20 protein-coding genes are annotated in these 21,255 nt (G+C 39.0%); 13 read left to right on the top strand and 7 right to left on the bottom strand.

Annotated features, from left to right (window positions below):
• Positions 1–4: 4 nt before the first annotated feature.
• The 3 genes from HS960_RS16540 to HS960_RS16530 form a co-directional block, all read right to left on the bottom strand.
• Positions 5–391, bottom strand: a complete 387-nt coding sequence (locus HS960_RS16540) for a TraR/DksA family transcriptional regulator (RefSeq protein ID WP_046674049.1) — start codon at positions 389–391, stop codon at positions 5–7.
• Between the two features lie 3 nt (positions 392–394).
• Positions 395–3,808, bottom strand: coding sequence for an isoleucine--tRNA ligase (gene ileS / locus HS960_RS16535; protein WP_182330080.1), 3,414 nt, complete (start codon positions 3,806–3,808; stop codon positions 395–397).
• A gap of 213 nt (positions 3,809–4,021) precedes the next feature.
• Entirely contained in the window at positions 4,022–4,372 is a 351-nt protein-coding gene (locus tag HS960_RS16530; RefSeq protein ID WP_182330078.1) for a HesB/IscA family protein, read from the bottom strand.
• A 285-nt stretch (positions 4,373–4,657) separates the two neighbouring features.
• Here HS960_RS16530 and glyA point away from each other — a divergent pair, with 285 nt between their 5' ends.
• The 8 genes from glyA to purE all read left to right on the top strand — a co-directional run bounded on the left by glyA (position 4,658) and on the right by purE (position 12,797).
• Entirely contained in the window at positions 4,658–5,929 is a 1,272-nt protein-coding gene (gene glyA, locus HS960_RS16525; protein WP_075991122.1) for a serine hydroxymethyltransferase, read from the top strand.
• 535 nt (positions 5,930–6,464) lie between these two features.
• The gene (locus tag HS960_RS16520; RefSeq protein WP_075991123.1) at positions 6,465–7,061 is read left to right on the top strand and encodes an RNA polymerase sigma factor; all 597 of its coding nucleotides are present in this window, start codon (positions 6,465–6,467) and stop codon (positions 7,059–7,061) included.
• 442 nt (positions 7,062–7,503) lie between these two features.
• Positions 7,504–8,199 (top strand): zinc metallopeptidase, encoded by a 696-nt coding sequence (locus HS960_RS16515; RefSeq protein ID WP_088160292.1) that lies wholly within the window; start codon positions 7,504–7,506, stop codon positions 8,197–8,199.
• 133 nt (positions 8,200–8,332) lie between these two features.
• Positions 8,333–9,673, top strand: a complete 1,341-nt coding sequence (gene ffh, locus HS960_RS16510) for a signal recognition particle protein (protein WP_075991125.1) — start codon at positions 8,333–8,335, stop codon at positions 9,671–9,673.
• Positions 9,674–10,008: 335 nt separating this feature from the next.
• On the top strand, positions 10,009–10,599 hold the full coding sequence (locus HS960_RS16505; RefSeq protein ID WP_182330076.1) for an NADH-quinone oxidoreductase subunit A: 591 nt from the start codon (positions 10,009–10,011) through the stop codon (positions 10,597–10,599).
• 2 nt (positions 10,600–10,601) lie between these two features.
• On the top strand, positions 10,602–11,105 hold the full coding sequence (locus tag HS960_RS16500) for an NADH-quinone oxidoreductase subunit B (RefSeq protein ID WP_046674041.1): 504 nt from the start codon (positions 10,602–10,604) through the stop codon (positions 11,103–11,105).
• 31 nt (positions 11,106–11,136) lie between these two features.
• On the top strand, positions 11,137–12,279 hold the full coding sequence (locus HS960_RS16495; protein WP_153847218.1) for a 5-(carboxyamino)imidazole ribonucleotide synthase: 1,143 nt from the start codon (positions 11,137–11,139) through the stop codon (positions 12,277–12,279).
• 8 nt (positions 12,280–12,287) lie between these two features.
• Positions 12,288–12,797 (top strand): 5-(carboxyamino)imidazole ribonucleotide mutase, encoded by a 510-nt coding sequence (gene purE / locus HS960_RS16490; RefSeq protein ID WP_153847217.1) that lies wholly within the window; start codon positions 12,288–12,290, stop codon positions 12,795–12,797.
• A gap of 45 nt (positions 12,798–12,842) precedes the next feature.
• Here the strand turns inward: purE and HS960_RS16485 are convergent, their stop codons facing one another.
• The 4 genes from HS960_RS16485 to bshA all read right to left on the bottom strand — a co-directional run bounded on the left by HS960_RS16485 (position 12,843) and on the right by bshA (position 16,571).
• Positions 12,843–13,826 carry a sugar phosphate isomerase/epimerase family protein gene (locus tag HS960_RS16485; RefSeq protein WP_227550265.1) on the bottom strand — a complete coding sequence of 328 codons (984 nt, stop codon included), beginning with the start codon at positions 13,824–13,826 and terminating at the stop codon, positions 12,843–12,845.
• Between the two features lie 231 nt (positions 13,827–14,057).
• The gene (gene frr / locus HS960_RS16480) at positions 14,058–14,621 is read right to left on the bottom strand and encodes a ribosome recycling factor (protein ID WP_075991131.1); all 564 of its coding nucleotides are present in this window, start codon (positions 14,619–14,621) and stop codon (positions 14,058–14,060) included.
• 28 nt (positions 14,622–14,649) lie between these two features.
• Entirely contained in the window at positions 14,650–15,354 is a 705-nt protein-coding gene (gene pyrH, locus HS960_RS16475) for a UMP kinase (RefSeq protein WP_075991132.1), read from the bottom strand.
• A 74-nt stretch (positions 15,355–15,428) separates the two neighbouring features.
• On the bottom strand, positions 15,429–16,571 hold the full coding sequence (gene bshA / locus HS960_RS16470; protein WP_075991133.1) for an N-acetyl-alpha-D-glucosaminyl L-malate synthase BshA: 1,143 nt from the start codon (positions 16,569–16,571) through the stop codon (positions 15,429–15,431).
• Between the two features lie 362 nt (positions 16,572–16,933).
• Here bshA and HS960_RS16465 point away from each other — a divergent pair, with 362 nt between their 5' ends.
• The 5 genes from HS960_RS16465 to HS960_RS16445 all read left to right on the top strand — a co-directional run bounded on the left by HS960_RS16465 (position 16,934) and on the right by HS960_RS16445 (position 21,245).
• A complete protein-coding gene (locus HS960_RS16465; RefSeq protein ID WP_153847216.1) occupies positions 16,934–17,653 on the top strand; it encodes a DUF1003 domain-containing protein in 720 nt (239 codons plus the stop codon).
• Entirely contained in the window at positions 17,650–18,054 is a 405-nt protein-coding gene (gene arfB / locus HS960_RS16460; RefSeq protein ID WP_153847215.1) for an alternative ribosome rescue aminoacyl-tRNA hydrolase ArfB, read from the top strand. Before HS960_RS16465 ends, arfB begins: the two co-directional genes overlap by 4 nt.
• 151 nt (positions 18,055–18,205) lie before the next feature.
• Positions 18,206–18,574, top strand: a complete 369-nt coding sequence (locus tag HS960_RS16455; protein ID WP_075991136.1) for a BlaI/MecI/CopY family transcriptional regulator — start codon at positions 18,206–18,208, stop codon at positions 18,572–18,574.
• 30 nt (positions 18,575–18,604) lie between these two features.
• A complete protein-coding gene (locus tag HS960_RS26815; RefSeq protein WP_202883697.1) occupies positions 18,605–20,338 on the top strand; it encodes an energy transducer TonB in 1,734 nt (577 codons plus the stop codon).
• A gap of 16 nt (positions 20,339–20,354) precedes the next feature.
• Positions 20,355–21,245 carry a hypothetical protein gene (locus tag HS960_RS16445; protein WP_153847214.1) on the top strand — a complete coding sequence of 297 codons (891 nt, stop codon included), beginning with the start codon at positions 20,355–20,357 and terminating at the stop codon, positions 21,243–21,245.
• Positions 21,246–21,255 lie beyond the last annotated feature (10 nt).

The raw sequence follows: 21,255 nt of genomic DNA, 5'->3' as shown, positions 1-21,255 counted from the left end.
AAAATTAATATTGTTTGTTTTTCGCTTCGATGCTCAACGTTGTATGTGGAACAGCTTTCAAACGTTCTTTTTGAATCAGTTTTCCTGTTTCTCTACAGATACCATACGTTTTGTTCTCGATGCGCACCAACGCCGCTTCTAGGTTGTCGATAAATTTCTTTTGACGAGCAGCCAATTGATTTGTTTGCTCTTTTTCTAAAGTAGCTGAACCGTCTTCCAATGTCTTGTACGTTCCAGCAGTATCGTCGGTACCATTAGCATTACTGTTATTAAGCGTTGCGGTCAACGAGGAAAGCTCTTCTTTTGCTATTCTAAGCTTGTCCAAGATAATATCTTTGAATTCTTGTAATTCTGAATCGCTATAGCGTGTTTTCTCGTTGTTGTTTGCCATAATTTAATTTTTTTGGATTAATGCCTTAAGTTCTTTGCCATCGATCTCGATGGTCTCTCCTTCAGTTAGTGAATCTTCAAATACCAATGAATCGGCCAGAATTTCGGTGCAAATATACGATAAATTTTCGTTGGCAGCATTAACCACTTCTGAAGCAGCTGTTAACTTTACGTTAATTCTATCAGTGACTTCTAATCCTTTATCCTTCCTTAGATTTTGTAGGCGGTTGATCAATTCTCTTGACAAACCTTCTTTTTTCAATTCTTCGGTGATATGTACATCTAATGCTACGGTCAATTTACCTAGATTCGCTACTTGCCATCCTTCAACGTCTTCTGCTATAATTTCTACATCGCTCAGTAAAATCGTATATGGCGTGCCTGCTAGGGCCAATTCGCCTGTTGATTCCAACGTGCTGATTTGATCTATAGTCAACGATTGGATAGACGAAGAAACTAACTTCATATCCTTACCAACTTTCGCGCCAAGAGCTTTGAAATTTGGTTTTATTTTTTTCTTAATAATACCAGTGGTATCTGTAATGAACTCGATATCTTTGATATTGGTCTCAGAAAGTACCAGATCTTTTACTTTCTCTACCTTTTCTTGGAAAGCACTATCCAGTACCGGAACCAAAATTTTATTTAATGGTTGACGTACATTGATGGAAGTTTTCTTCCGTAAAGAAAGTGTCAGCGATGAGATATCCTGCGCTAAAGCCATACGTTCTTCCAGATCTTTATCGACTAGACTTTCATTATAAACCGGGAAATTCGCCAGGTGAACAGATTCAACTTGTTCCTTGTTCGTGGCTGAATTCAAATCCAGGAATAATCTATCCGAGAAGAAAGGTGATATTGGCGACATCAATTTCGCAATCGTTTCAAGACATGTATAAAGTGTTTGATAGGCCGAAATTTTATCTTCTGAATAATCTCCTTTCCAGAAACGACGACGGCAAAGACGGACATACCAGTTGCTGAGATGTTCATCAACAAAGTTTTGAATAGCGCGCGCGGCTTTTGTAGGCTCGTAATCCGCCAAGTATTCGTCTACTTCCTTGGTCAACGAATTTAACAAGGAGATAATCCAACGGTCAATTTCAGGACGTTTTTCCAAAGCAATATCTGGTTCTGAATAGGAGAACTTATCGATATTGGCATACAATGCAAAAAAAGCGTAGGTATTATATAAAGTACCAAAGAATTTACGGCGGACTTCATCCAACCCTTCCATATTGAATTTAAGGTTGTCCCATGGTGCGGCATTACTGATCATGTACCAGCGTGTTGCATCAGCACTGTATTGATCGATCGTCGAGAATGGATCAACACCATTGCCCAGGCGTTTGGACATCTTATTTCCATTTTTATCCAATACCAAGCCATTGGAAACCACGTTTTTGAAGGAAACCGATTTGTACATCATTGTAGAAATCGCATGTAAGGTGAAAAACCAACCCCGTGTTTGATCCACCCCTTCAGCGATAAAGTCTGCCGGGTATGCGTGATCGAATCCAGCTTTAAAAGGAAACTCTTCGCCTTTGGCTAATTTTTCGTGATCCAATCCCCATTGTGCATAAGGCATTGCGCCCGAATCAAACCAGACGTCTATCAGATCAGGTTCGCGAAATAACTTTTGTCCGGCATCAGAAACAAGAACGATATCGTCCACATATGGACGGTGAAGATCCAGTTGCTCGGTGTCGAATTTATCCAAGTAAGCTTTATTCTTCGCTTTTTCATCGTCAGACAAAACGTCTGAGGTCAAAGAAGCTTCCAATAAAGACTTTAATTCAGGTAAGGAGCCGATACAAACTTCTTCATTTTCGTCTTCTGAACGCCAGATAGGAAGTGGAGTTCCCCAGTAACGCGAACGCGAAAGGTTCCAGTCTACCAAGTTTTCTAGCCAGTTTCCGAAGCGGCCGGTACCGGTTGCTTCAGGTTTCCAGTTGATGGTTTTATTTAATGCAACCAGATCTTCCTTCACTGCTGTTGTGCGGATAAACCAGCTATCTAATGGATAGTATAGAACAGGTTTGTCTGTACGCCAACAATGTGGATAGGTATGCTCATATTTTTTGACATCGAAAGCTTTGTTGTCCTCTTTCAGTTTGATAGAGATCAACACGTCTGTAGGTTTGAAGTCTTCTTTTGAACGTTCCTCAGCACTGTAATATTCTTCTTTGACAAATCTTCCGGCAAAATCTGTGATTTCACTTACAAAACGTCCAGTACGGTCAACAGTAGGTACTTCTTTTCCATTTTCATCTTTCACCAAGATGCCCGGTACACCATGTTCTTTTGCTACACGAAAGTCATCCGCACCATAAGTAGGAGCAGCGTGGACGATACCGGTACCGTCTTCAGTCGTAACAAAGTCGCCTGGAATAACTCGGAAAGCATTTTCTTGTAAGTCCTCGTTGGTGATATAGGGCAACAATTGCTCATAGCGCAAGCCAACAAGTTCTTCTCCTACAAATTCTGCTGCAAGCTCCCAAGGAATTACTTTGTCGCCCAATTTATAGTCTTGGAAGGATGCATTTTCTCCTTCCGCTTTAAAATGTTTGCTGATCAAATCTTTCGCTAATACGACAGATACAGGAGCACCAGTATATTTATTGAAAGTTCGGATCTTAACATAATTTATTTTCTTGCCTACAACCAAGGCTGTGTTGGACGGTAAAGTCCATGGCGTGGTCGTCCAGGCAATGAATGCTACATCCTCCGCATCGTCGTCAACTAATTTTTCTATAGCTGGATGAAGCTGACTTTTGATAAGTCTAAATTCTGCAACGATGGTGGTATCTTTAACATCTTTATAGGTGCCGGGCTGGTTAAGTTCATGCGAACTCAATCCTGTACCTGCTGCCGGAGAGTAAGGTTGTATCGTATAACCCTTGTACAAAAGACCTTTTTTGTAAAGTTCTTTCAATAAATACCATAAGGTTTCGATGTATTCATTCTTGTAAGTAATATAAGGATGTTCAAGGTCAACCCAATAGCCCATTTTGGTGGTTAGGTCATTCCATACATCGGTATATTTCATTACCTCCTTGCGACAAGCGTCGTTATATTGTTCTACGGTAATCTTTTTGCCGATATCCTCTTTTGTGATTCCAAGAGCTTTTTCGACAGCAAGTTCAATGGGCAGACCATGGGTATCCCAGCCGCCTTTTCGTTTCACTTGGTAACCTTTCAAAGTCTTGTAACGACAGAAAATATCCTTAATCGTACGTGCCATCACGTGGTGAATTCCAGGCATTCCATTTGCAGAAGGTGGACCTTCAAAAAATGTATAGGTCTTGCTTTCAGGACGATTCTTGATACTTTTTTCGAATATTTTTTCCTGTTCCCAACGGGTCAAAATCTCTTTACCTATCTCGGGTAAATTTAACTGCTTATATTCTTTGTACATCAGACTGTTGTATGCTTCTTTTCTAAAGGTCGCTAATTTAGTGATTTATGATGGAAAATGAAAGAGGGCTTTGTTGTGCTTATATCATTAAATCGAGGTTGAACTTTTTGAAATCTTCACTCGATCAACTGGCGAAAATGATGGAAGCATCTGCTACGACAAAGGGACCACCTATGGCAGTCCCTTTGTTATTTCATTCGTGCTGAAATTCAGTTATGCTGAAAAACTGCTTCCACATCCACAGATACTTGTTGCATTGGGATTATTGAATGTGAAGCCCCTTGCATCTAGTCCTGATTTGAAGTCGATTTCCATACCGGCAAGATATAGGCCATGTGCTTTGTTCATAAAGATGCGAATTCCTTGAATTTCGTATTCGTTATCGCCGTCCTTTTTCTGGTCAAAGCCCAAGATATAACTCATACCGGAACAACCGCCGCCTTCAACACCGACACGTAAACCAAAATCATCAGAGATTTCTTGTTGATCCTTTAATTTATTTAGTTCCTTGATTGCCCCTTCTGTTAAAGAAACAGGAGCAACTGCTGTATGTTCTGTACTCATTGTAATAGTGTTTTAGCCAATCCAATACAAAAATACATTTTTTTAATGGCAAATTGCTTGACCGGGATTTTTTGACATTTTCGAAACATTCAATTCTTCGTACGCTTATTCGGTCAGATAGCACCATAAAATGATCTTGACCTAATTAGGTAATTCGCATAAATAAGGCTATTTTTCTAAGAACATTCAATAAAATATGGCTTTTTGTCGATATTCTTTATGGAATATGCTATCTTTGAGGCATTAAAATAAACTACAAAATTTACTTTACAACATTTAAAAACAATGGAAAGAGATCAAGCCATTTTTAATTTAATAGCTGATGAGCTTAAACGCCAAGAAGAAGGTATTGAATTAATTGCTTCAGAAAACTTTGTTTCAAAACAAGTGATGGAAGCTGCTGGTTCAGTGTTGACAAATAAATATGCAGAAGGCCTCCCAGGAAAACGTTACTATGGAGGTTGTGAAGTTGTGGATGAGATTGAAACCATCGCAATTGATCGTGCAAAACAATTATTTGGCGCAGAATGGGTAAATGTTCAGCCTCACTCTGGTGCTCAAGCAAATGCGGCTGTTTTTTTGGCGACAATCAAACCCGGCGACAAAATTTTAGGTCTTGATTTATCTCACGGTGGTCACTTGACACACGGTTCACCAGCGAACTTATCTGGTAAGATCTATCAACCATTATTTTATGGTGTAAAAGAAGATACAGGTCTAATTGACTACGAGCAATTGGAAGAAACAGCGCTTCGTGAAAAACCAAAGATGATCATCTGTGGTGCTTCGGCTTATTCTCGTGATTGGGATTACGCGCGCATTCGTAAAGTTGCAGACGAAATTGGTGCTATCGTAATGGCTGATATTTCTCACCCTGCAGGTTTAATCGCTCGTGGTTTATTGAATGATCCACTTCCACATTGCCATATCGTTACGACAACGACACACAAAACGCTTCGTGGTCCACGTGGTGGTATGATTATGGTCGGTAAAGATTTTGAAAATCCATGGGGTATCAAAACACCTAAAGGTGAAATCCGTACAATCACGCAATTATTGGATTTAGCTGTATTCCCAGGTACACAAGGTGGTCCTTTGGAGCATACAATCGCAGCGAAAGCGATCGCTTACGGTGAGGCTTTATCCGATGAGTATATGGAATATATCGTTCAGGTAAAGAAAAATGCAGCTGCATTGGCACAATTCTTTGTAGAAAGAGATTACAAGATCATCTCGGGTGGTACAGACAATCACTTGATGTTGGTGGATCTTCGCAACAAAGATATTTCTGGTAAAGAAGCTGAAGCTGTATTAGGTAAAGCCGGTATCACAACAAATAAAAATATGGTTCCTTTCGATACACGTTCTCCTTTTGTGACTTCAGGTGTACGTTTTGGTACTGCAGCAATTACAACACGTGGTATTAAAGAGAATGAAATTATACAAATCGGCGAATTGATCGATGAGGCATTGAAAAATGCATCTAACGATGCTCAACTGGATTTGATCCATGGTAAAGTAAGAGCAATGATGGCTGAGTTCCCATTGTATAAATAAGAAATTCCCCTAGGAATAAAAAAAAGCAGAATCACCGATGCGGTGGTTCTGCTTTTTTTTATTTTCTTACAGCTATTTTCAGCGTAACATGTATGGTATAAGTCCGTACCAATTTAACTTATCAAAGAAATTATATAATAACCTGAACCGTATTTTATACGGTTCAAATAGGGGCTCATCCGAATGAGGTCCCTATTAGGTCCCTATTAACTCCCTGTAAAGTTCGGATTAAATGATGCCGCATTGGCGTGTTGTCCTTCTCATGTACAACTGCTGGTTCTAGCTTGTTTCGGAGGGATTGGGGGAATTGCCTTAAGAGCTCGGTTTGGAAATGTGAGGCAGATAACTTATTTTTAAATGTTAAAAAACCTTAAAATAAATTGTAATAATTTGATTACTCATTTATTTTGCGGTAATTTGGTTTTAGATTAATTGATTGTTTTACAATAAGAAAGGATAGTTTATACGGCAAACATTTACATTTTAACACAGAACTGATAATTTATTTGCGAACTGCTAAAAAAGTAAGTGACGTATGAGACTTCTAAAAGGTAAAAGCGATCAAGAGTTGATCCAAATGTATGTCGGTGGCCAAGAGTCCGGTCTAGAGGCATTGTTGAATCGATATAAATCGAAAATATATACTTCTATATATATGAAAGTAAAAGATGAATATCTTGCTGAAGATATTTTCCAGGAGACTTTCATTAAAATCATCAACACATTAAAATCCGGTAAATATAATGAAGAGGGTAAATTTTTACCTTGGGCTATTCGTATAGCGCACAATATGATTGTTGACTTCTTTAGAAAAGCAAAACGTGCTCCAAATATTGTGAATGCGGATGGATTTGATATTTTTGAGGTGCTCGAATTTAGTGATGAAAGCGCAGAGTCAAAAATGCTCAAACAGCAGGTTGATGTTGATCTTAAGAAAATGATCCAAAAACTTCCGGACGATCAAAAAGAAGTGCTCATTATGCGACACTTTTGTGATATGAGCTTTAAAGATATTGCGGAAATAACCGAAGTAAGTATCAATACTGCTTTGGGGAGGATGCGCTACGCATTGAGCAATTTACGGAAGATGATTGAAGGTACCGATCTTACCCTGCAAATGGGCTATTTATAATAAAGGGGGCATTACAAAACGCCCCTTTTTATTTACATTCTAATTGGGATCAAAGGGGAGTTTCGCTGCTTTTGTATTTTCCCATCCTTTGTTTATAGTAAGGCAATGCTACAATCCTTTGCGCATCATGTCTTCAAAAGCCATTTCCTTCAATAATCTGCTCCTGATTGAACTTAAAATAACTGCGCGCCTTCAGAAATGACCGATGAGTATACGTATTGAATTCTTGTTAATCAGCGTAAGTGTTTCGCTGCATCGAAGCTGAAAGCGGAGTTATTTGTCCAAATGATGTGGCAGTTATGTCATGTGGAGATCAGAAGAATCTGTTCTTTTTGTCAGGTCAAAGACTTTTTTTATCTTAGAAATTTATGCATATACCTTTTTTCAACGATTGGAATAAGGTTTGATAGTCATATTATAACTATAAAACGATTGAATAGCTATGTACTTGATTTTATTTATTGGAATAATGGTGGTAAGCCTAATTGTCCAAACAAGATTCAAAAACAAATTTAAGAAATACTCCGAAATGCCTTTGAGCAACGGGATGTCTGGAGCTGAGATTGCGCAAAAAATGTTAAATGATAACGGTATATATGATGTAAAGGTATTGTCTATCCCAGATCGTTTGGGAGATCACTATAATCCGTCGGATAAAACCGTTAATTTAAGCCCTGAAGTTTACAGTGGCCGCAGTGTTGCAGCTGCAGCGGTAGCGGCGCACGAATGTGGTCATGCTGTGCAGCACGCCAAAGCCTATAAATGGTTAGGATTCCGTTCGGCAATGGTACCGATGGTCAATGCGGCTTCCAAAATGACATCATGGGTATTGATGTTGGGCGTTATGCTGTTTGCTTTTTCTAAAGGTGGTAATCCATGGCTTTTAGCTGTTGGAGTTGGGGCGCTGGCTATTACGACCTTATTTTCTTTTATCACCTTGCCCGTCGAGTTTGATGCGTCGAACCGCGCACTGGAATGGTTAAACCATGCTGGTGTAACCTATAATGGTGAAGAGCATGACGGTGCAAAAGATGCTTTGAAATGGGCCGCGATGACGTATGTTGTAGCAGCGTTAAGTGCGTTGGTAACACTTTTATATTATGCATCGATTTTATTCGGTGGCCGTAGAAGTGATTAAATACGGGGATTGTAACTTTATCCTACAAAAATGCGATTATTTTTTATAGTCGCATTTTTTATGGTGTGTTAATGAGGTTACTATAGACAATTTTTTTAACTTTGCTGTTTATATAGAATAAGATTCAGATTTTATGTTTTCAAATCTTCAAGATAAGTTAGATAGGGCCTTTAAAGTATTAAAAGGACAAGGTAGTATTACCGAGATCAACGTTGCAGAAACGATGAAAGAAATTCGCAAAGCGTTGTTGGATGCCGATGTGAATTATAAAACTGCCAAAACTTTTACCGACGATGTTAAACAAAAAGCTTTAGGCGAAAATGTACTGACAAGTATTTCCCCAGGCCAATTGTTGACGAAGATCATGAATGATGAGTTGACAGCTTTGATGGGCGGATCTGTTACAGAGCTTGAGACTGGAAAAAATCCAACAGTCATTTTAATTGCGGGTTTGAATGGTGCTGGTAAAACAACGTTCTCAGGTAAGTTGGCCTTGTACCTTAAAGATAAAAAGAATAAAAAACCATTGTTGGTGGCTGGTGACGTTTACCGTCCTGCAGCGATTGATCAATTGGAAGTACTCGCGGAACAAGTGGGCGTACCAGTGTATGTGAATCGTGAATCTAACGATCCTATTGCAATTGCCAAGGCGGGTGTGGAAGAAGCAAAACGTAATGGAAATAATGTTGTAATTATCGATACAGCTGGTCGATTGGCGATCGATGAGCCTTTAATGGTTGAGATTACTGCAGTTAAAGAAGCGACAAAACCAGACGAAATCCTATTTGTTGTGGATTCAATGACTGGTCAAGATGCTGTGAATACGGCTAAAACGTTCAACGACCGTCTGGACTTTACAGGTGTAGTATTGACTAAGTTGGATGGTGATACACGCGGTGGTGCTGCATTATCGATTAAATCTGTCGTTAATAAACCCATTAAGTTTATTGGTACAGGTGAAAAGATGGATGCATTGGATGTATTCCACCCTGATCGTATGGCATCTCGTATTTTGGGCATGGGTGACGTCGTATCCTTAGTGGAACGTGCGCAGCAACAGTTTGACGAGAAGCAAGCTGCAGAGCTCCAAAAGAAAATCCGTAAGAATAAATTCGATTTCAACGATTTTAAATCCCAGATTCAACAAATCAAGAAAATGGGTAATATGAAAGACCTCATGGGAATGATCCCTGGTGTTGGTAAAGCAATGAAAGATATTGAAGTAGATGACAATGCTTTCAAACCCATTGAAGCGATTATCGATTCCATGACACCTTTTGAACGTGAAAATCCAGATGTCATTGATCAAAAACGTCGTTTACGTATTGCGAAAGGATCAGGTACTGATATTAATGAAGTGAATAAGTTATTGAAACAATTTGGTGATATGCGTAAAGTCATGAAGCAGATGTCTAATCCAGCGATGGCAGCTAAAATGATGCGTAATATGCCCAAAATGCCAGGAAAAATGTAATTTTTAGAGAATAGTTACATCATAAGAAGGGCATCGTTTTATACGATGCCCTATTTTTTTTTCTGAAAGTGTCTGATCTTATTGGCCAGAAAGAACCTTCAGTCCGCTTTCATTGCTGTTGGTGTCTGCGAAGTCATGAAGGTTTTGATCATTGTATTGCCTTTTTTATTAATTTTTTCGTTTCTACTATGCGCTGTGCAAGATGAATCTAGGTTACTTGCGGACAGGATACTGGTGGTTGATTTCGTAAAATTCGAACTGTTTTTAAAGAAATAATTCGTAATTTCAAGTTCCTCACCCGAGTGAACGAAATATTTGTTAAATTTGTAATTATTATGGATGACCCCGCGCAATTATCGGAATACGGCAAAATCCTTATCATTCTTCTGATAGGGGCGCTGTTAGTCTGTGCGACCATTTTTCTTGCACGTTTAATCTCTCCGAAAAAGAATAATCCCATCAAATCTGGTACCTACGAATGTGGTGAGGATCCCATTGGTTCTTCTTGGGTTCAGTTTAATCCACGGTTTTATGTGATCGCCCTCGTATTTTTACTTTTTGATGTGGAGCTTATTTTTATTTTTCCATGGGCCACTGTATTTGGACAGTCCGAATATATTGCGGCAGATGGAAGATGGGGGTGGTTTACCATGATAGAAATGGCTATGTTCATTGGTATTTTAATTCTAGGATTGGTTTTTGTCTGGAAAAAGGGTGATTTAGAATGGGTTAAACCGAATGTGTCCTTACCTAAAGTTCCTGTACCTATTCCGGATAGCGCCTATGCAAGCCTGAATAGTAAGACTTATCAGGTGCGTGATTATGCACTGGTTGTAGATGAAACTGTCGCACACAAAATAACGGTAGATGAACAGGTGTCGACGCCGAAGCCAGCCTTTAAACCTCGATTTAAAAAACCTGAGTAAGCATGAGTTTAGATAGTCAATTGCAGAATAATGGTGTTATTGTTGCCAAATTAGATGATTTGCTGAATTGGGCAAGATTATCTTCGATGTGGCCTATGAGCTTTGGTATTGCTTGCTGTGCCATTGAAATGATGGGGGCAATGGCTTCAACTTACGATTTAGATCGGATGGGTGTATTCCCAAGGCCTTCTCCAAGGCAATCCGACGTGATCATTATTGCTGGAACGGTTACCTTTAAGATGGCCGATCGTATCAAGAAACTATATGAACAGATGCCAGATCCTAAATATGTTATTTCGATGGGCTCTTGCTCCAACTGTGGTGGTCCATATTGGCAGCATGGTTATCATGTGGTCAAGGGGGTAGATCGCGTTATCCCTGTGGATGTTTATGTCCAGGGATGTCCGCCACGTCCCGAGGCACTAATTGGTGCTTTTATCGAGTTGCAAAAAAAGATAGACAAAGAAAGCTTGTTAGGTGAGCAATTGTTCAGCGGAAAAGCTTAAAAGATAAATTTTATAAGATTTTAAATCAATTATGGCAAAAGATTTTTATGGTGAATTGCAATTGGGTATTCTTGGCGGTGGTCAACTGGGAAGAATGCTCATCCAGGAAGCCATTAATTACAATATAAACGTTCATGTATTGGACCCGGATAAGAATGCTCCTTGTCGCAAGTTGTGCAATAAATTTGAATGTGGTTCATTGGGCGATTTTGAAACGGTCTATAATTTCGGTAAGGATTTGGACATGATCACCATCGAGATCGAGAAGGTGAATGTAGATGCTTTGGAGAAACTGGAAGGCGAGGGAGTAATCGTGTACCCACAATCACGTATCATTCGTCTGATTCAAGATAAAGGTCTACAAAAGCAATTTTTTAAACAAAACGATATACCAACTTCGGCGTTTCAATTGATATCCAATAAGGATAATTTAGTAAATGCCTCGTTAAGCTTACCGTACATCCAGAAATTGCGTAAGGATGGATATGATGGAAAAGGGGTGAAGAAGATTGTTACCCAACAGGATATACAAGAGGCGTTCGAAGAAGCTAGCTTAATTGAAGAATGGGTAGATTTTGAAAAGGAAATTGCGGTCATTGTTGCCCGGAATGATAAGGGGGAGGTGTCTACATTTCCAATGGTGGAGATGGAATTTAATCCTCAGGCTAACTTGGTGGAATTTTTGATTGCGCCGTCTTTGTATGGTGTAGAGATTCAACAACGCGCAGAGGCGATAGCAAAAAAGATTGCCGATGATTTGCAGGTCGTAGGTATATTGGCTGTAGAGATGTTCCTAACGAAAAATGGTGATATTTTGGTCAACGAATTGGCGCCGCGCCCTCATAATAGTGGTCACCAAACAATAGAGGGTAATTATGTGTCGCAATTTGCACAGCATTTAAGGGCTATATTCAATCTACCGTTAGGTGATACCAGATGCAGAACGAATGCCGTTATGATTAACCTGTTAGGTGAACCTGGCTATGAAGGATTGGCCAAATATGAGGGAGTAGAAGAGGTGTTGGCAATGGAAGGCGTATATATCCATTTATATGGGAAGAAATATACGAAGCCATTCCGCAAGATGGGCCATGTTTGTATCATCAATGATGATCGGGAGAAAGCGATCTCCAATGCAAGAAAAGTACAAGAAATATTAAAAGTTAAAGCTTAAACAATACTATGTCAGTCAATAATAAGGCCCAGGTAGGCATTATCATGGGAAGCAAATCAGACCTTCCTGTTATGCAGGATGCTATAGATGTGCTCAAAGCCCTTGGGGTGGAATTTGAGGTAACGATCGTCTCAGCACATCGTACACCACAACGTATGTTTGATTATGCGAAAAATGCAGCTTTTCGTGGTTTGAAAGTTATTATTGCTGGAGCGGGTGGTGCGGCGCATTTGCCTGGAATGGTTGCTTCTATTACACATTTACCTGTGGTAGGCGTGCCTGTAAAATCATCAAATTCCATTGATGGATGGGACTCGGTACTTTCTATTCTTCAGATGCCCAATGGTATTCCTGTAGCAACTGTCGCTTTAAATGCAGCGAAGAATGCAGGTATATTGGCTGCTCAGATTCTTGGTACACATGATGAAACAATCAGCAAGAATATCATCGAATTTAAAGAAGAGTTGGCGAGAAAAGTAATCGAGACCGCAGTAGAGGTAGAAGATACCGAATTTTAAGCTGACAATCTTACAAAATAAAAAAAGGAAGCATTGCTCCCTTTTTTATTTTGTAAGATTTGCCTGTACATAGTCGTAGCTTTTTTTGAGACTTTCCATCTTATTTGGCATATAGATATTGTCTTGCTCAACAAAAGCATATTTAAGTCCGGCTTTATTCCTTTCTTTCACGATTTCAGGGAAGTTGATGCTTCCGGTCCCCACTTCGGTATACTTGATGTCATTGAAGATTTGCTCAATCGGCAATTTCCCATCTTTGGGCCATTCAATAGGATTGGATTTTGTTTTATCCATATCCTTGACATGCCAAAGTTTAAAACGATTCGGAAACTTTTCGAAGAGTGCTATCGGATTTTTACCCGCTTTCTCTGCCCAGAAAAGATCTAATTCAAAATCGACCAGGTCGGGTTCAGTAAATGCAAGCATTACCTCTTCTCCAGTTGTATTATTTCCGAGATCCCTGAATTCCCAGAAATGGTTGTGATAAGCAACTTTTAAGCCCAGCTTTTTAGCCTGCTCACCAGCTTTATTTAATTGTTCCGCAGCATAGAGATAATCGTCTTTTTTCAATGCATTCAGATCAAACATCGGTGTTACAGGAGCAATTACATATTCTTGACCAAGCTCTTTTGCTGCATCAAAATAAACTGCAAGGTCTTCTTTGTCGGTGTGGGCTTTACTTAGGTATTTGGACATGTCGTAATGGCCTGAATGTGTTTTTAGACCGTTATCATCCAATATTTTCTTCAACTCTTTGTAGGGCAATTTCCAGAACTGCTTGGCTGTGGCGTCTATACCATAGAGCTCAACATGTTTATACCCAATTTTGGCAATTTGTTCCAAAGATCCTTTCGGATCTTTATCCATTAAATCGCGGATGGAATAAAGCTGTACGCCTATATTCTGTAATGGATTGTCGCTGATTGCACCGGCTTTATTTTGACAAGATATAAAGTTGGGCACTAGATAAGCTGCCGAAAGACCTATTCCAGCTTGCTTTAAAAATTGACGGCGAGAATTGTTCATCATATAATTGATTACTTGTTAGTGTACAATGTACAATTATTTGTTCAGAAATCAATGGTGCAACAAGGAATATTTTTGAAGAGTATGTTGATTTTATAAACTATAAAATCTTCGGAGAGATTAGGTATTGTGGGGCGGTAAGAGTCCGTTTTAGGTGAGAAGTGGGGCGGTCTTCATACCAATAAAAAAGGTCTGAATATTTTTCAGACCTTTTTTCTATTCAAGTAGGAACACTTAAACAGTCATGATATCTTTTTCTTTCAGTTCAGCCAATTTATCAACTTTTACAATGAATGCATCCGTTAACTTTTGAACCTCACCTTCGGCAGTTTTAATTTCATCTTCTGAAGCACCGTCATTTTTTAATTTTTTGATGGATTCGTTGACATCCTTACGAATATTACGAACACCAATACGGCCTTTTTCAGTTTCCTCTTTTACTTTTTTAACCAGGTCACGTCTTCTTTCTTCTGTCAAAGGAGGAACATTTAGACGAATAACGATACCGTCATTCTGCGGATTGATTCCTAGGTTGGCGTCTGTGATAGATTTTTCAATTGCGTTGATAAGCGATTTTTCCCAAGGCTGAATGACAATAGTCCGTGCATCAGTTGTATTGATGTTGGCCACTTGTGAAAGCGGAGTGGCGCTACCATAATAGTCTACTGAAATTCCATCTAACATAGATGGAGAAGCTTTACCGGCACGAATTTTAGTTAATTCGGATTCGGTGTGAGCAACTGCTTTGGACATCTTGTCTTTACAATCGTCCAATTCAATTGAAATTAGTTCGTTCATATAAGATTACGTTTTTTACAGATTTAAATTATTTAACCACAGTTCCGACATGTTCACCATTGGCAAGTTTTAATAAATTGCCAGGTTTGTTCATATCAAATACAATGATCGGTAATTTGTTTTCTTGACAAAGGGTAAAGGCAGTCATATCCATGACATTTAATCCTTTCTCATAAACCTCTGTGAATGATATTTCTTCAAATTTTGTTGCACTAGGATCTTTTTCAGGATCGGCAGTATAGATACCATCTACACGTGTTCCTTTCAATACAGCATCTGCATTGATTTCGATTGCACGCAAAGATGCAGCAGTATCTGTCGTGAAATATGGGTTTCCAGTACCAGCTCCGAAAATAACAATACGGCCTTTTTCCAAGTGGCGAACGGCTCTTCTACGAATAAATGGTTCGCAGATTTGCTCCATTTTGATCGCAGTAAGCAAACGTGTCTTTTTCCCAACCTTCTCAAGCGCATCTTGAAGAGCCATGCTGTTGATGACTGTGGCAAGCATGCCCATATAGTCTGCTTGAACACGGTCCATGCCTGATTTTTCAGCGCTTAGACCACGGTATATATTACCGCCACCGATAACAATTGCAATTTCTAAACCTTGATCGTGAATTTCTTTGATATCATTAGCGTATTGTGATACACGGTTAATATCGATACCATAGCTTTGGTCACCCATTAAGGATTCACCGCTAAGTTTTAATAAGATACGTTTGTATTTCATAATTGTTTTTTTGGAAATTTTCCAAAGGTCAAAGATAAAATATTTTTTTCATCCCTTAAGCCTTAAAGTGATATTTATTGTGCTTTTATTGTTTGATTAATGACTTCTTGGTAATACTGCTCATACAAAGGCATAATATTAGACAATTGGAATCTTTTTGCATGATTTAATGCTGCTTCTTTAAACTTCTCTAAGCGTTCCCCATCTTCAAGGATATAAATTGCATTCTTCGCCATATCATCAACATCACCTACAGCACTGAGAAATCCAGTGATACCGTTTTCATTCAGTTCAGGTAAACCACCGGTGTTGGAAGAGATCACTGGAACTTGACAGGCCATGGCTTCTAGGGCCGCTAGACCGAAGCTTTCCGAGCTTGAAGGCATCAGGAAAAGGTCCGATACAGACAATATTTCTTCTACTGCATCCTGTTTCCCCAAGAAACGTACGTCTTTGCATACATCAAGTTCTCTGGATAGTTCCTCTGCATTTCGACGCTCTGGACCATCACCTACCATTAATAATTTGGAAGGGATTACATCATGTACTTTCTTAAAAATACGAATAACATCTTCTGTATTTTTAACTTTCCTAAAATTGGAGGTATGAACCAATATACGTTCATTGCCCGGTGCGATGGCTTTTTTGAAATGTGACCGATCTTTATTGCTGAATCTGTCCAGATCAATAAAGTTTGGGATCACTTTGATGTCTCGGGTAATGTCAAAGTATTGGAGCGTTTGATCTTTCAGATTCTGTGATACCGCAGTTACGCCATCGGATTGATTGATGGAGAATGTAACAACAGGACTAAAACTCTTGTCTTTACCAACCAGTGTAATATCTGTACCATGTAAGGTCGTTACTACAGGAATATTAATGCCATACGTAGTGAGTAAGATCTGTTTTGCCATAAATGCCGCCGATGCATGTGGAATGGCATAGTGGACGTGAATCAAATCCAACTTTTCAAAACGAACAACATCAACCAGTTTGCTGGCTAATGCAGATTCATAGGGTAGAAAGTCAAAAAGTGGATACTGCGAAACAGCTACCTCATGGTAGTATAGGTTTTCAGAGAAGAAATCCAGACGTGCGGGTTGTCGGTAGGTGATAAAATGGATCTCATGTCCATTAGCGGCCAAGGCCTTTCCTAGTTCGGTTGCAACAACACCACTTCCACCAAAGGTGGGATAACAAACAATTCCTATTTTCATCTGCGTAATTATGTCTGAGCGTATATTTTTAACGGCATCCCGTTATACGCGCTGTTTAATTTGTGTTTAAAGGCTCCAAGGAACCTAATGTTAGTATTCTGCGTGTTGTCGTCCAAGACATGTGACGTCTATCACATATAAACTATTTTTATTCATGAGGCGCCGACCAAGTTATTTACCTTAACAATTGTCTTTTTAAATTATTTCATGCTAACATGAAAAATTGATAACGCTTATTCATGAATTTTGTGTTGCAAATTTCGACTATTTATGCGTAAAATAACAAAAACCAATTGCCATAGTTTTGTGAATTTTTTGATTGGTTAAAAAGCACTATCTTTAAATAGACATTAAATCGGTATATGGATAACTTTATAAGTGATATTTCAGGACAGCAATTTCCTTCAGAGCAACGTATTTTGGGGGCTTCAATCCGACAACCTATTTTCAAGCTGATAAAAAAGGAATATCCAAGTTTTAGTAAGGACAAGTATATCGCCGCAAGCGAGTTGACACGATTTAAGGAAACTTATATCTCCGAATTTTTGAAGGATGAGTCGGGGCAATTAAGTCAATTGGACCAACAGGTAATCAATAGCTTTAAGGAAAATAAAGTAATCAGTGCAAGTTTAGACGGAGATAATAAGGAGCCAGTCAGCGTAGGAGATCGGGTTGCAGATAAAGTGGCTGAGTTTGGCGGAAGCTGGACCTTTATTATTTCCTTTATCTTATTTTTGATTGTTTGGATTGCAGCCAATTTCTTTTGGCTAAATAATAAAGGCTTTGATCCTTATCCCTTTATTTTACTTAACTTGATTTTGTCCTGTGTAGCGGCCTTGCAAGCTCCAGTTATTATGATGAGTCAAAACAGACAGGAAGATAAGGACCGTGAACGCGCAAGAAATGACTATATGGTCAACTTAAAAGCTGAACTCGAAATCAGGGAATTACATGAAAAAATAGATCATCTCATTATCCGCAAAGAACAAGAACTTGTCGAAGTTCAACGGGATCAAGTGGAAAAATTGAGCTTTCTATTAAAAAAGATGGAAAAAATAGAAGAAGCATTTAAAAATAAATGAATTTAGAAGGAGTAATAGGAGAACTTACGTTTAAGTTTTCCAGGTCGGGTGGAGCAGGTGGACAACATGTAAACAAGGTGTCATCGAAAGTATTGCTGCAGTGGGATGCTGCGCTATCGACAGCTGTTTCTGTTGAAGAAAAAGCAATGGTTTTCACCGCGTTGGCAAATCGTATAAATAAAGAAGGAATACTGCAATTGGAATGCGATATCGATCGGTCGCAGGTCCGTAATAAAGAAATCGCAATCGATCGCTTTAAGCGTATATTGACGGCCGCACTTGTGCCAGCAAAACCTCGTAAGAAAACCAAAACTCCGTATTCGAGTGTTCTTAAAAGGCTGGATCGAAAGAAGCAACAATCTCAATTGAAAGCTTCAAGGAAAAAGAATTTCGATGAATAAAAATGACTACATTACAGATTAAAGAAAAAATAATACGCTGATTGTCAGTTTGTTTATGTTTGAACTAATTTATTAGTTGTAAAACTATGTTTTTAGTTATACCTTGTCTATTGATTTATTATTCAGGTATTTATTTTATTCTTGAGGAGTTATGGAGGATTTTAAAGAGTTAACGAAAGCTGAGGAGCAGATTATGCAAGAGCTCTGGGAGATGGGCCGTGGCTTTGTCAAAGAGATTATTGATCGACTTTCGGAACCGAAACCGGCCTACAATACGGTCTCGACCATCGTTCGTATTCTTGAAACGAAGGGCTTTGTAACGCATGAATCTTTTGGTAAAAGTCATCAATATTTACCAAAGATTTCAAAAGAGGAGTATAAGAAAGGTATTACAGGTAAGTTATTAACCAATTATTTTGATAATTCGCCCAAAAGTATGCTCTCTTATTTTTTGGAGGAGAATAGGTTGGACATCAAAGAACTTGATGACATCTTGTCCATCATCGAACGTAATAAATAACAACCAATACTCTTTTATAAACTTTTGATTATGATTTACTTATTGATTGTCAATGTTTCATTGATTATCAGTTTTGTGCTCTACAAACTGATTTTTAGAAAACTTACTTTTTTTCAATGGAATCGGATCTATCTGATTGGAATGGTTGCATTCTCTTTATTAGCTCCCGTGGGTATTTTTATTGAATTGCCCAAGACAGAGATGATTTCCAATCATATTCCACAGGTCGATTTAGGAACATATATGGATGTCGAAATCGGGAGCCCGATCGAAGAAAAACCTCTTTTTCTGTTGGATATTCTTACCAAGATTTATTGGATAGGAGTGGGAGTCGCCTTTTTTTTCCTGGTGATACGCATCAGGCAACTTGTTCGGGTATTGCGCTCTTCTCCTGAATACCTGAGTTTTTCTTTTTTTAATAGGATCGTGATTGGAAAATCGATTAAAAACAAGGAGAATATTGCATGGCATGAGCAGGTCCATACTGCGCAGGGACATTCCTACGATTTGGTGTTGATTGAGCTGCTCAAAATTTTCAATTGGTTCAATCCTGTTGTGTATTTCTTTCAAAAGGAAATAAGGTTTCAACACGAGTATATTGTTGATGAAATTTGCTCGACCGATAAAGTGGCTTATGCAGAAATGCTGGTTGCTCATGCATTACGTACAGATCAATTGGCTTTTTCACATGAGTTTTCCAACCATTCTTTTTTAAAGCAGCGCATCACGATGTTATTTAAAGTTAAATCTGTACAAAGGCAACGCTTGTTATATGTGATTGTGTTGCCCATGCTATTGGTGGTAGCGGGGTCTACGTTGGTCTTTAATACGAGTAGGGCCAAGGATATGGTAGCGGATGTTGAAGAAAGCGTCAATAGGTTAACTGTGACTGATGAGCAGACATTATCGAACCAACCTGAGGAGTTAAAAAACGAACAGGTAAATGAAGACAGGAAGGTCTACAAAGATCCAGAGGTATTGGCCATTCCAGTTGGAGGAATGAAAAAGTATGTCATGGGATTGAGCAGTAGAATTCAAGTGAGTGATGAAGCTATCAAGAATAATGTGATCGGGGTAATTGTCATCACAGCCATCGTGGAGAAAAATGGTGAGTTGAGCTATATAAAGGCTAAGAATGATTTGGGCTATGGCCTAGCATCAGCTGTGGAAAATGGTATAAAAGCAAGTGGGAAATGGAAACCTGCAATCGTCAATGGGAAAGTCGTTCGATCGCTGCTTTCCTTACCCGTTACCGTTGGCGGAAAAACAACTTATTATTGGGAGGAAACCGACACATTGGGCAGAAAGGTTCGGATGTCATCTCATTCATTCCCCGGCGCTGAATCTGGTGAAGAGACGGAAAAACAACTCAAGGAAGTAAAAGCGATAAGGACGGAAGATGAACGCGACCGCTGGAATCTTTCGTTGGATTTTCAGTCCGATTTAGTAACTTTTGATAAAGTTGAGGTGCAACCAACACCTATTGGGGGAATGCGATCTTTTATGATCTGGGTAGGCGATAATTTTGTTTTTCCTGAAGTAGCAATTAAACGGAGTGTTAACGGTATTGTTGAAGTGGCTTTTATTGTCGAAAAGGATGGTAGTTTATCCCATTTTGATGTAAAAAAAGATCTTGGTTATGGAACCAAAGAGGCGGCATTGGAGCTCTTAAAAGGTGCAAAAAAATGGAAGCCGGGGATAGTTAACGGTAAACCGGTGCGAGTTGCTTACACATTGCCGATTCGTTTAAATTTAAAGAAGTAAAGATTAGATCATAAATATGCAGAGCAGATTCATTCAAATTTTCTATTTTATTGTGGTTTTGGCCATGCTTTCGTCCTGTAAGTCCTATAAAGTGGTTCCCAACGGTTTTGCTGTACAAGGAGATGAGTATTTTGTTAATATTAACAAAGAGCTCACCGTATTCCTCGGGGATGATATTATGGAGGAGAAAAATTGGCAAGGTAAGACTAATCCAATTAATGCAAAGCAGGTTGACAATCGATTTCGTCGTGTATTGCGCCATTTACGCTATTCAGATACCGCGTATCAGGTTTTGTTTTCTGGACATCTGGAAGGAAAATATCAGTATGACATGCTTGCTGTAGTGAACAACTCGCCAAATGTAAAAGGGAAGAAAAATCACCTACTTGATTTAAGTTCTTTTCAACGGGAGCAAAATAAGGAAGGGCGATATTTTTATACGACTACAACTTTTAAGGGACAAAAGCTGCTTCATTTTGTAATTCCGTTTAATGGACGCCTTTGGCAAGAGAAAATGGTGTCGCTGATCTTTCTCTTCCCTGAGGATTTTACCGATATCGCGTGGGCGAAGGATGTGGTCATGTCTAATGTTGCTATGTATCGCGACCGTTATAAATTTACCCCGAGCCGCACAGAGATTTTATGCCCCGATGATGGTAGTAGCCGTTCACATTTGGATTATAAAATCCCTGAAGAAAAGGTGAATAAAACAGGCTATATGTTAATGAAAGCTTATGGTGAAGTTGGCGGAGAACGAAAACTGGTTGTTTACCGCGTGATGAAGCCCGGAGATTTTTATGGGTCCTTTGTGACCTGTAAAGGGGATTATGAAATTCTGTATACCACATTGCAAGACAAAATTGTTTGGCAGACTAAGGTGAATACAGAGCGGGATGTCGAATTCTAAAGAATAAATT

The sequence above is a fragment of the Sphingobacterium paramultivorum genome, from assembly GCF_014109745.1.
GTDB classification, from domain to species: domain Bacteria; phylum Bacteroidota; class Bacteroidia; order Sphingobacteriales; family Sphingobacteriaceae; genus Sphingobacterium; species Sphingobacterium paramultivorum.
The sequence above is the reverse complement of the archived record's forward strand: the minus strand, read 5'-3'. Positions and strand labels throughout refer to the sequence as shown.

What these genes read in the sequence shown, in the direction of transcription:
- HS960_RS26815 (WP_202883697.1), top strand. Translation starts at nt 18,605, where the DNA reads ATGATTTACTTATTGATTGTCAATGTTTCATTGATTATCAGTTTTGTG.
- HS960_RS16455 (WP_075991136.1), top strand. Translation starts at nt 18,206, where the DNA reads ATGGAGGATTTTAAAGAGTTAACGAAAGCTGAGGAGCAGATTATGCAA.
- bshA (WP_075991133.1), bottom strand. Translation starts at nt 16,571, where the DNA reads ATGAAAATAGGAATTGTTTGTTATCCCACCTTTGGTGGAAGTGGTGTT.
- HS960_RS16520 (WP_075991123.1), top strand. Translation starts at nt 6,465, where the DNA reads ATGAGACTTCTAAAAGGTAAAAGCGATCAAGAGTTGATCCAAATGTAT.
- glyA (WP_075991122.1), top strand. Translation starts at nt 4,658, where the DNA reads ATGGAAAGAGATCAAGCCATTTTTAATTTAATAGCTGATGAGCTTAAA.
- HS960_RS16500 (WP_046674041.1), top strand. Translation starts at nt 10,602, where the DNA reads ATGAGTTTAGATAGTCAATTGCAGAATAATGGTGTTATTGTTGCCAAA.
- frr (WP_075991131.1), bottom strand. Translation starts at nt 14,621, where the DNA reads ATGAACGAACTAATTTCAATTGAATTGGACGATTGTAAAGACAAGATG.
- HS960_RS16530 (WP_182330078.1), bottom strand. Translation starts at nt 4,372, where the DNA reads ATGAGTACAGAACATACAGCAGTTGCTCCTGTTTCTTTAACAGAAGGG.
- pyrH (WP_075991132.1), bottom strand. Translation starts at nt 15,354, where the DNA reads ATGAAATACAAACGTATCTTATTAAAACTTAGCGGTGAATCCTTAATG.
- HS960_RS16485 (WP_227550265.1), bottom strand. Translation starts at nt 13,826, where the DNA reads ATGATGAACAATTCTCGCCGTCAATTTTTAAAGCAAGCTGGAATAGGT.
- purE (WP_153847217.1), top strand. Translation starts at nt 12,288, where the DNA reads ATGTCAGTCAATAATAAGGCCCAGGTAGGCATTATCATGGGAAGCAAA.
- HS960_RS16445 (WP_153847214.1), top strand. Translation starts at nt 20,355, where the DNA reads ATGCAGAGCAGATTCATTCAAATTTTCTATTTTATTGTGGTTTTGGCC.
- arfB (WP_153847215.1), top strand. Translation starts at nt 17,650, where the DNA reads ATGAATTTAGAAGGAGTAATAGGAGAACTTACGTTTAAGTTTTCCAGG.
- HS960_RS16515 (WP_088160292.1), top strand. Translation starts at nt 7,504, where the DNA reads ATGTACTTGATTTTATTTATTGGAATAATGGTGGTAAGCCTAATTGTC.
- HS960_RS16505 (WP_182330076.1), top strand. Translation starts at nt 10,009, where the DNA reads ATGGATGACCCCGCGCAATTATCGGAATACGGCAAAATCCTTATCATT.
- HS960_RS16540 (WP_046674049.1), bottom strand. Translation starts at nt 391, where the DNA reads ATGGCAAACAACAACGAGAAAACACGCTATAGCGATTCAGAATTACAA.
- HS960_RS16465 (WP_153847216.1), top strand. Translation starts at nt 16,934, where the DNA reads ATGGATAACTTTATAAGTGATATTTCAGGACAGCAATTTCCTTCAGAG.
- ileS (WP_182330080.1), bottom strand. Translation starts at nt 3,808, where the DNA reads ATGTACAAAGAATATAAGCAGTTAAATTTACCCGAGATAGGTAAAGAG.
- ffh (WP_075991125.1), top strand. Translation starts at nt 8,333, where the DNA reads ATGTTTTCAAATCTTCAAGATAAGTTAGATAGGGCCTTTAAAGTATTA.
- HS960_RS16495 (WP_153847218.1), top strand. Translation starts at nt 11,137, where the DNA reads ATGGCAAAAGATTTTTATGGTGAATTGCAATTGGGTATTCTTGGCGGT.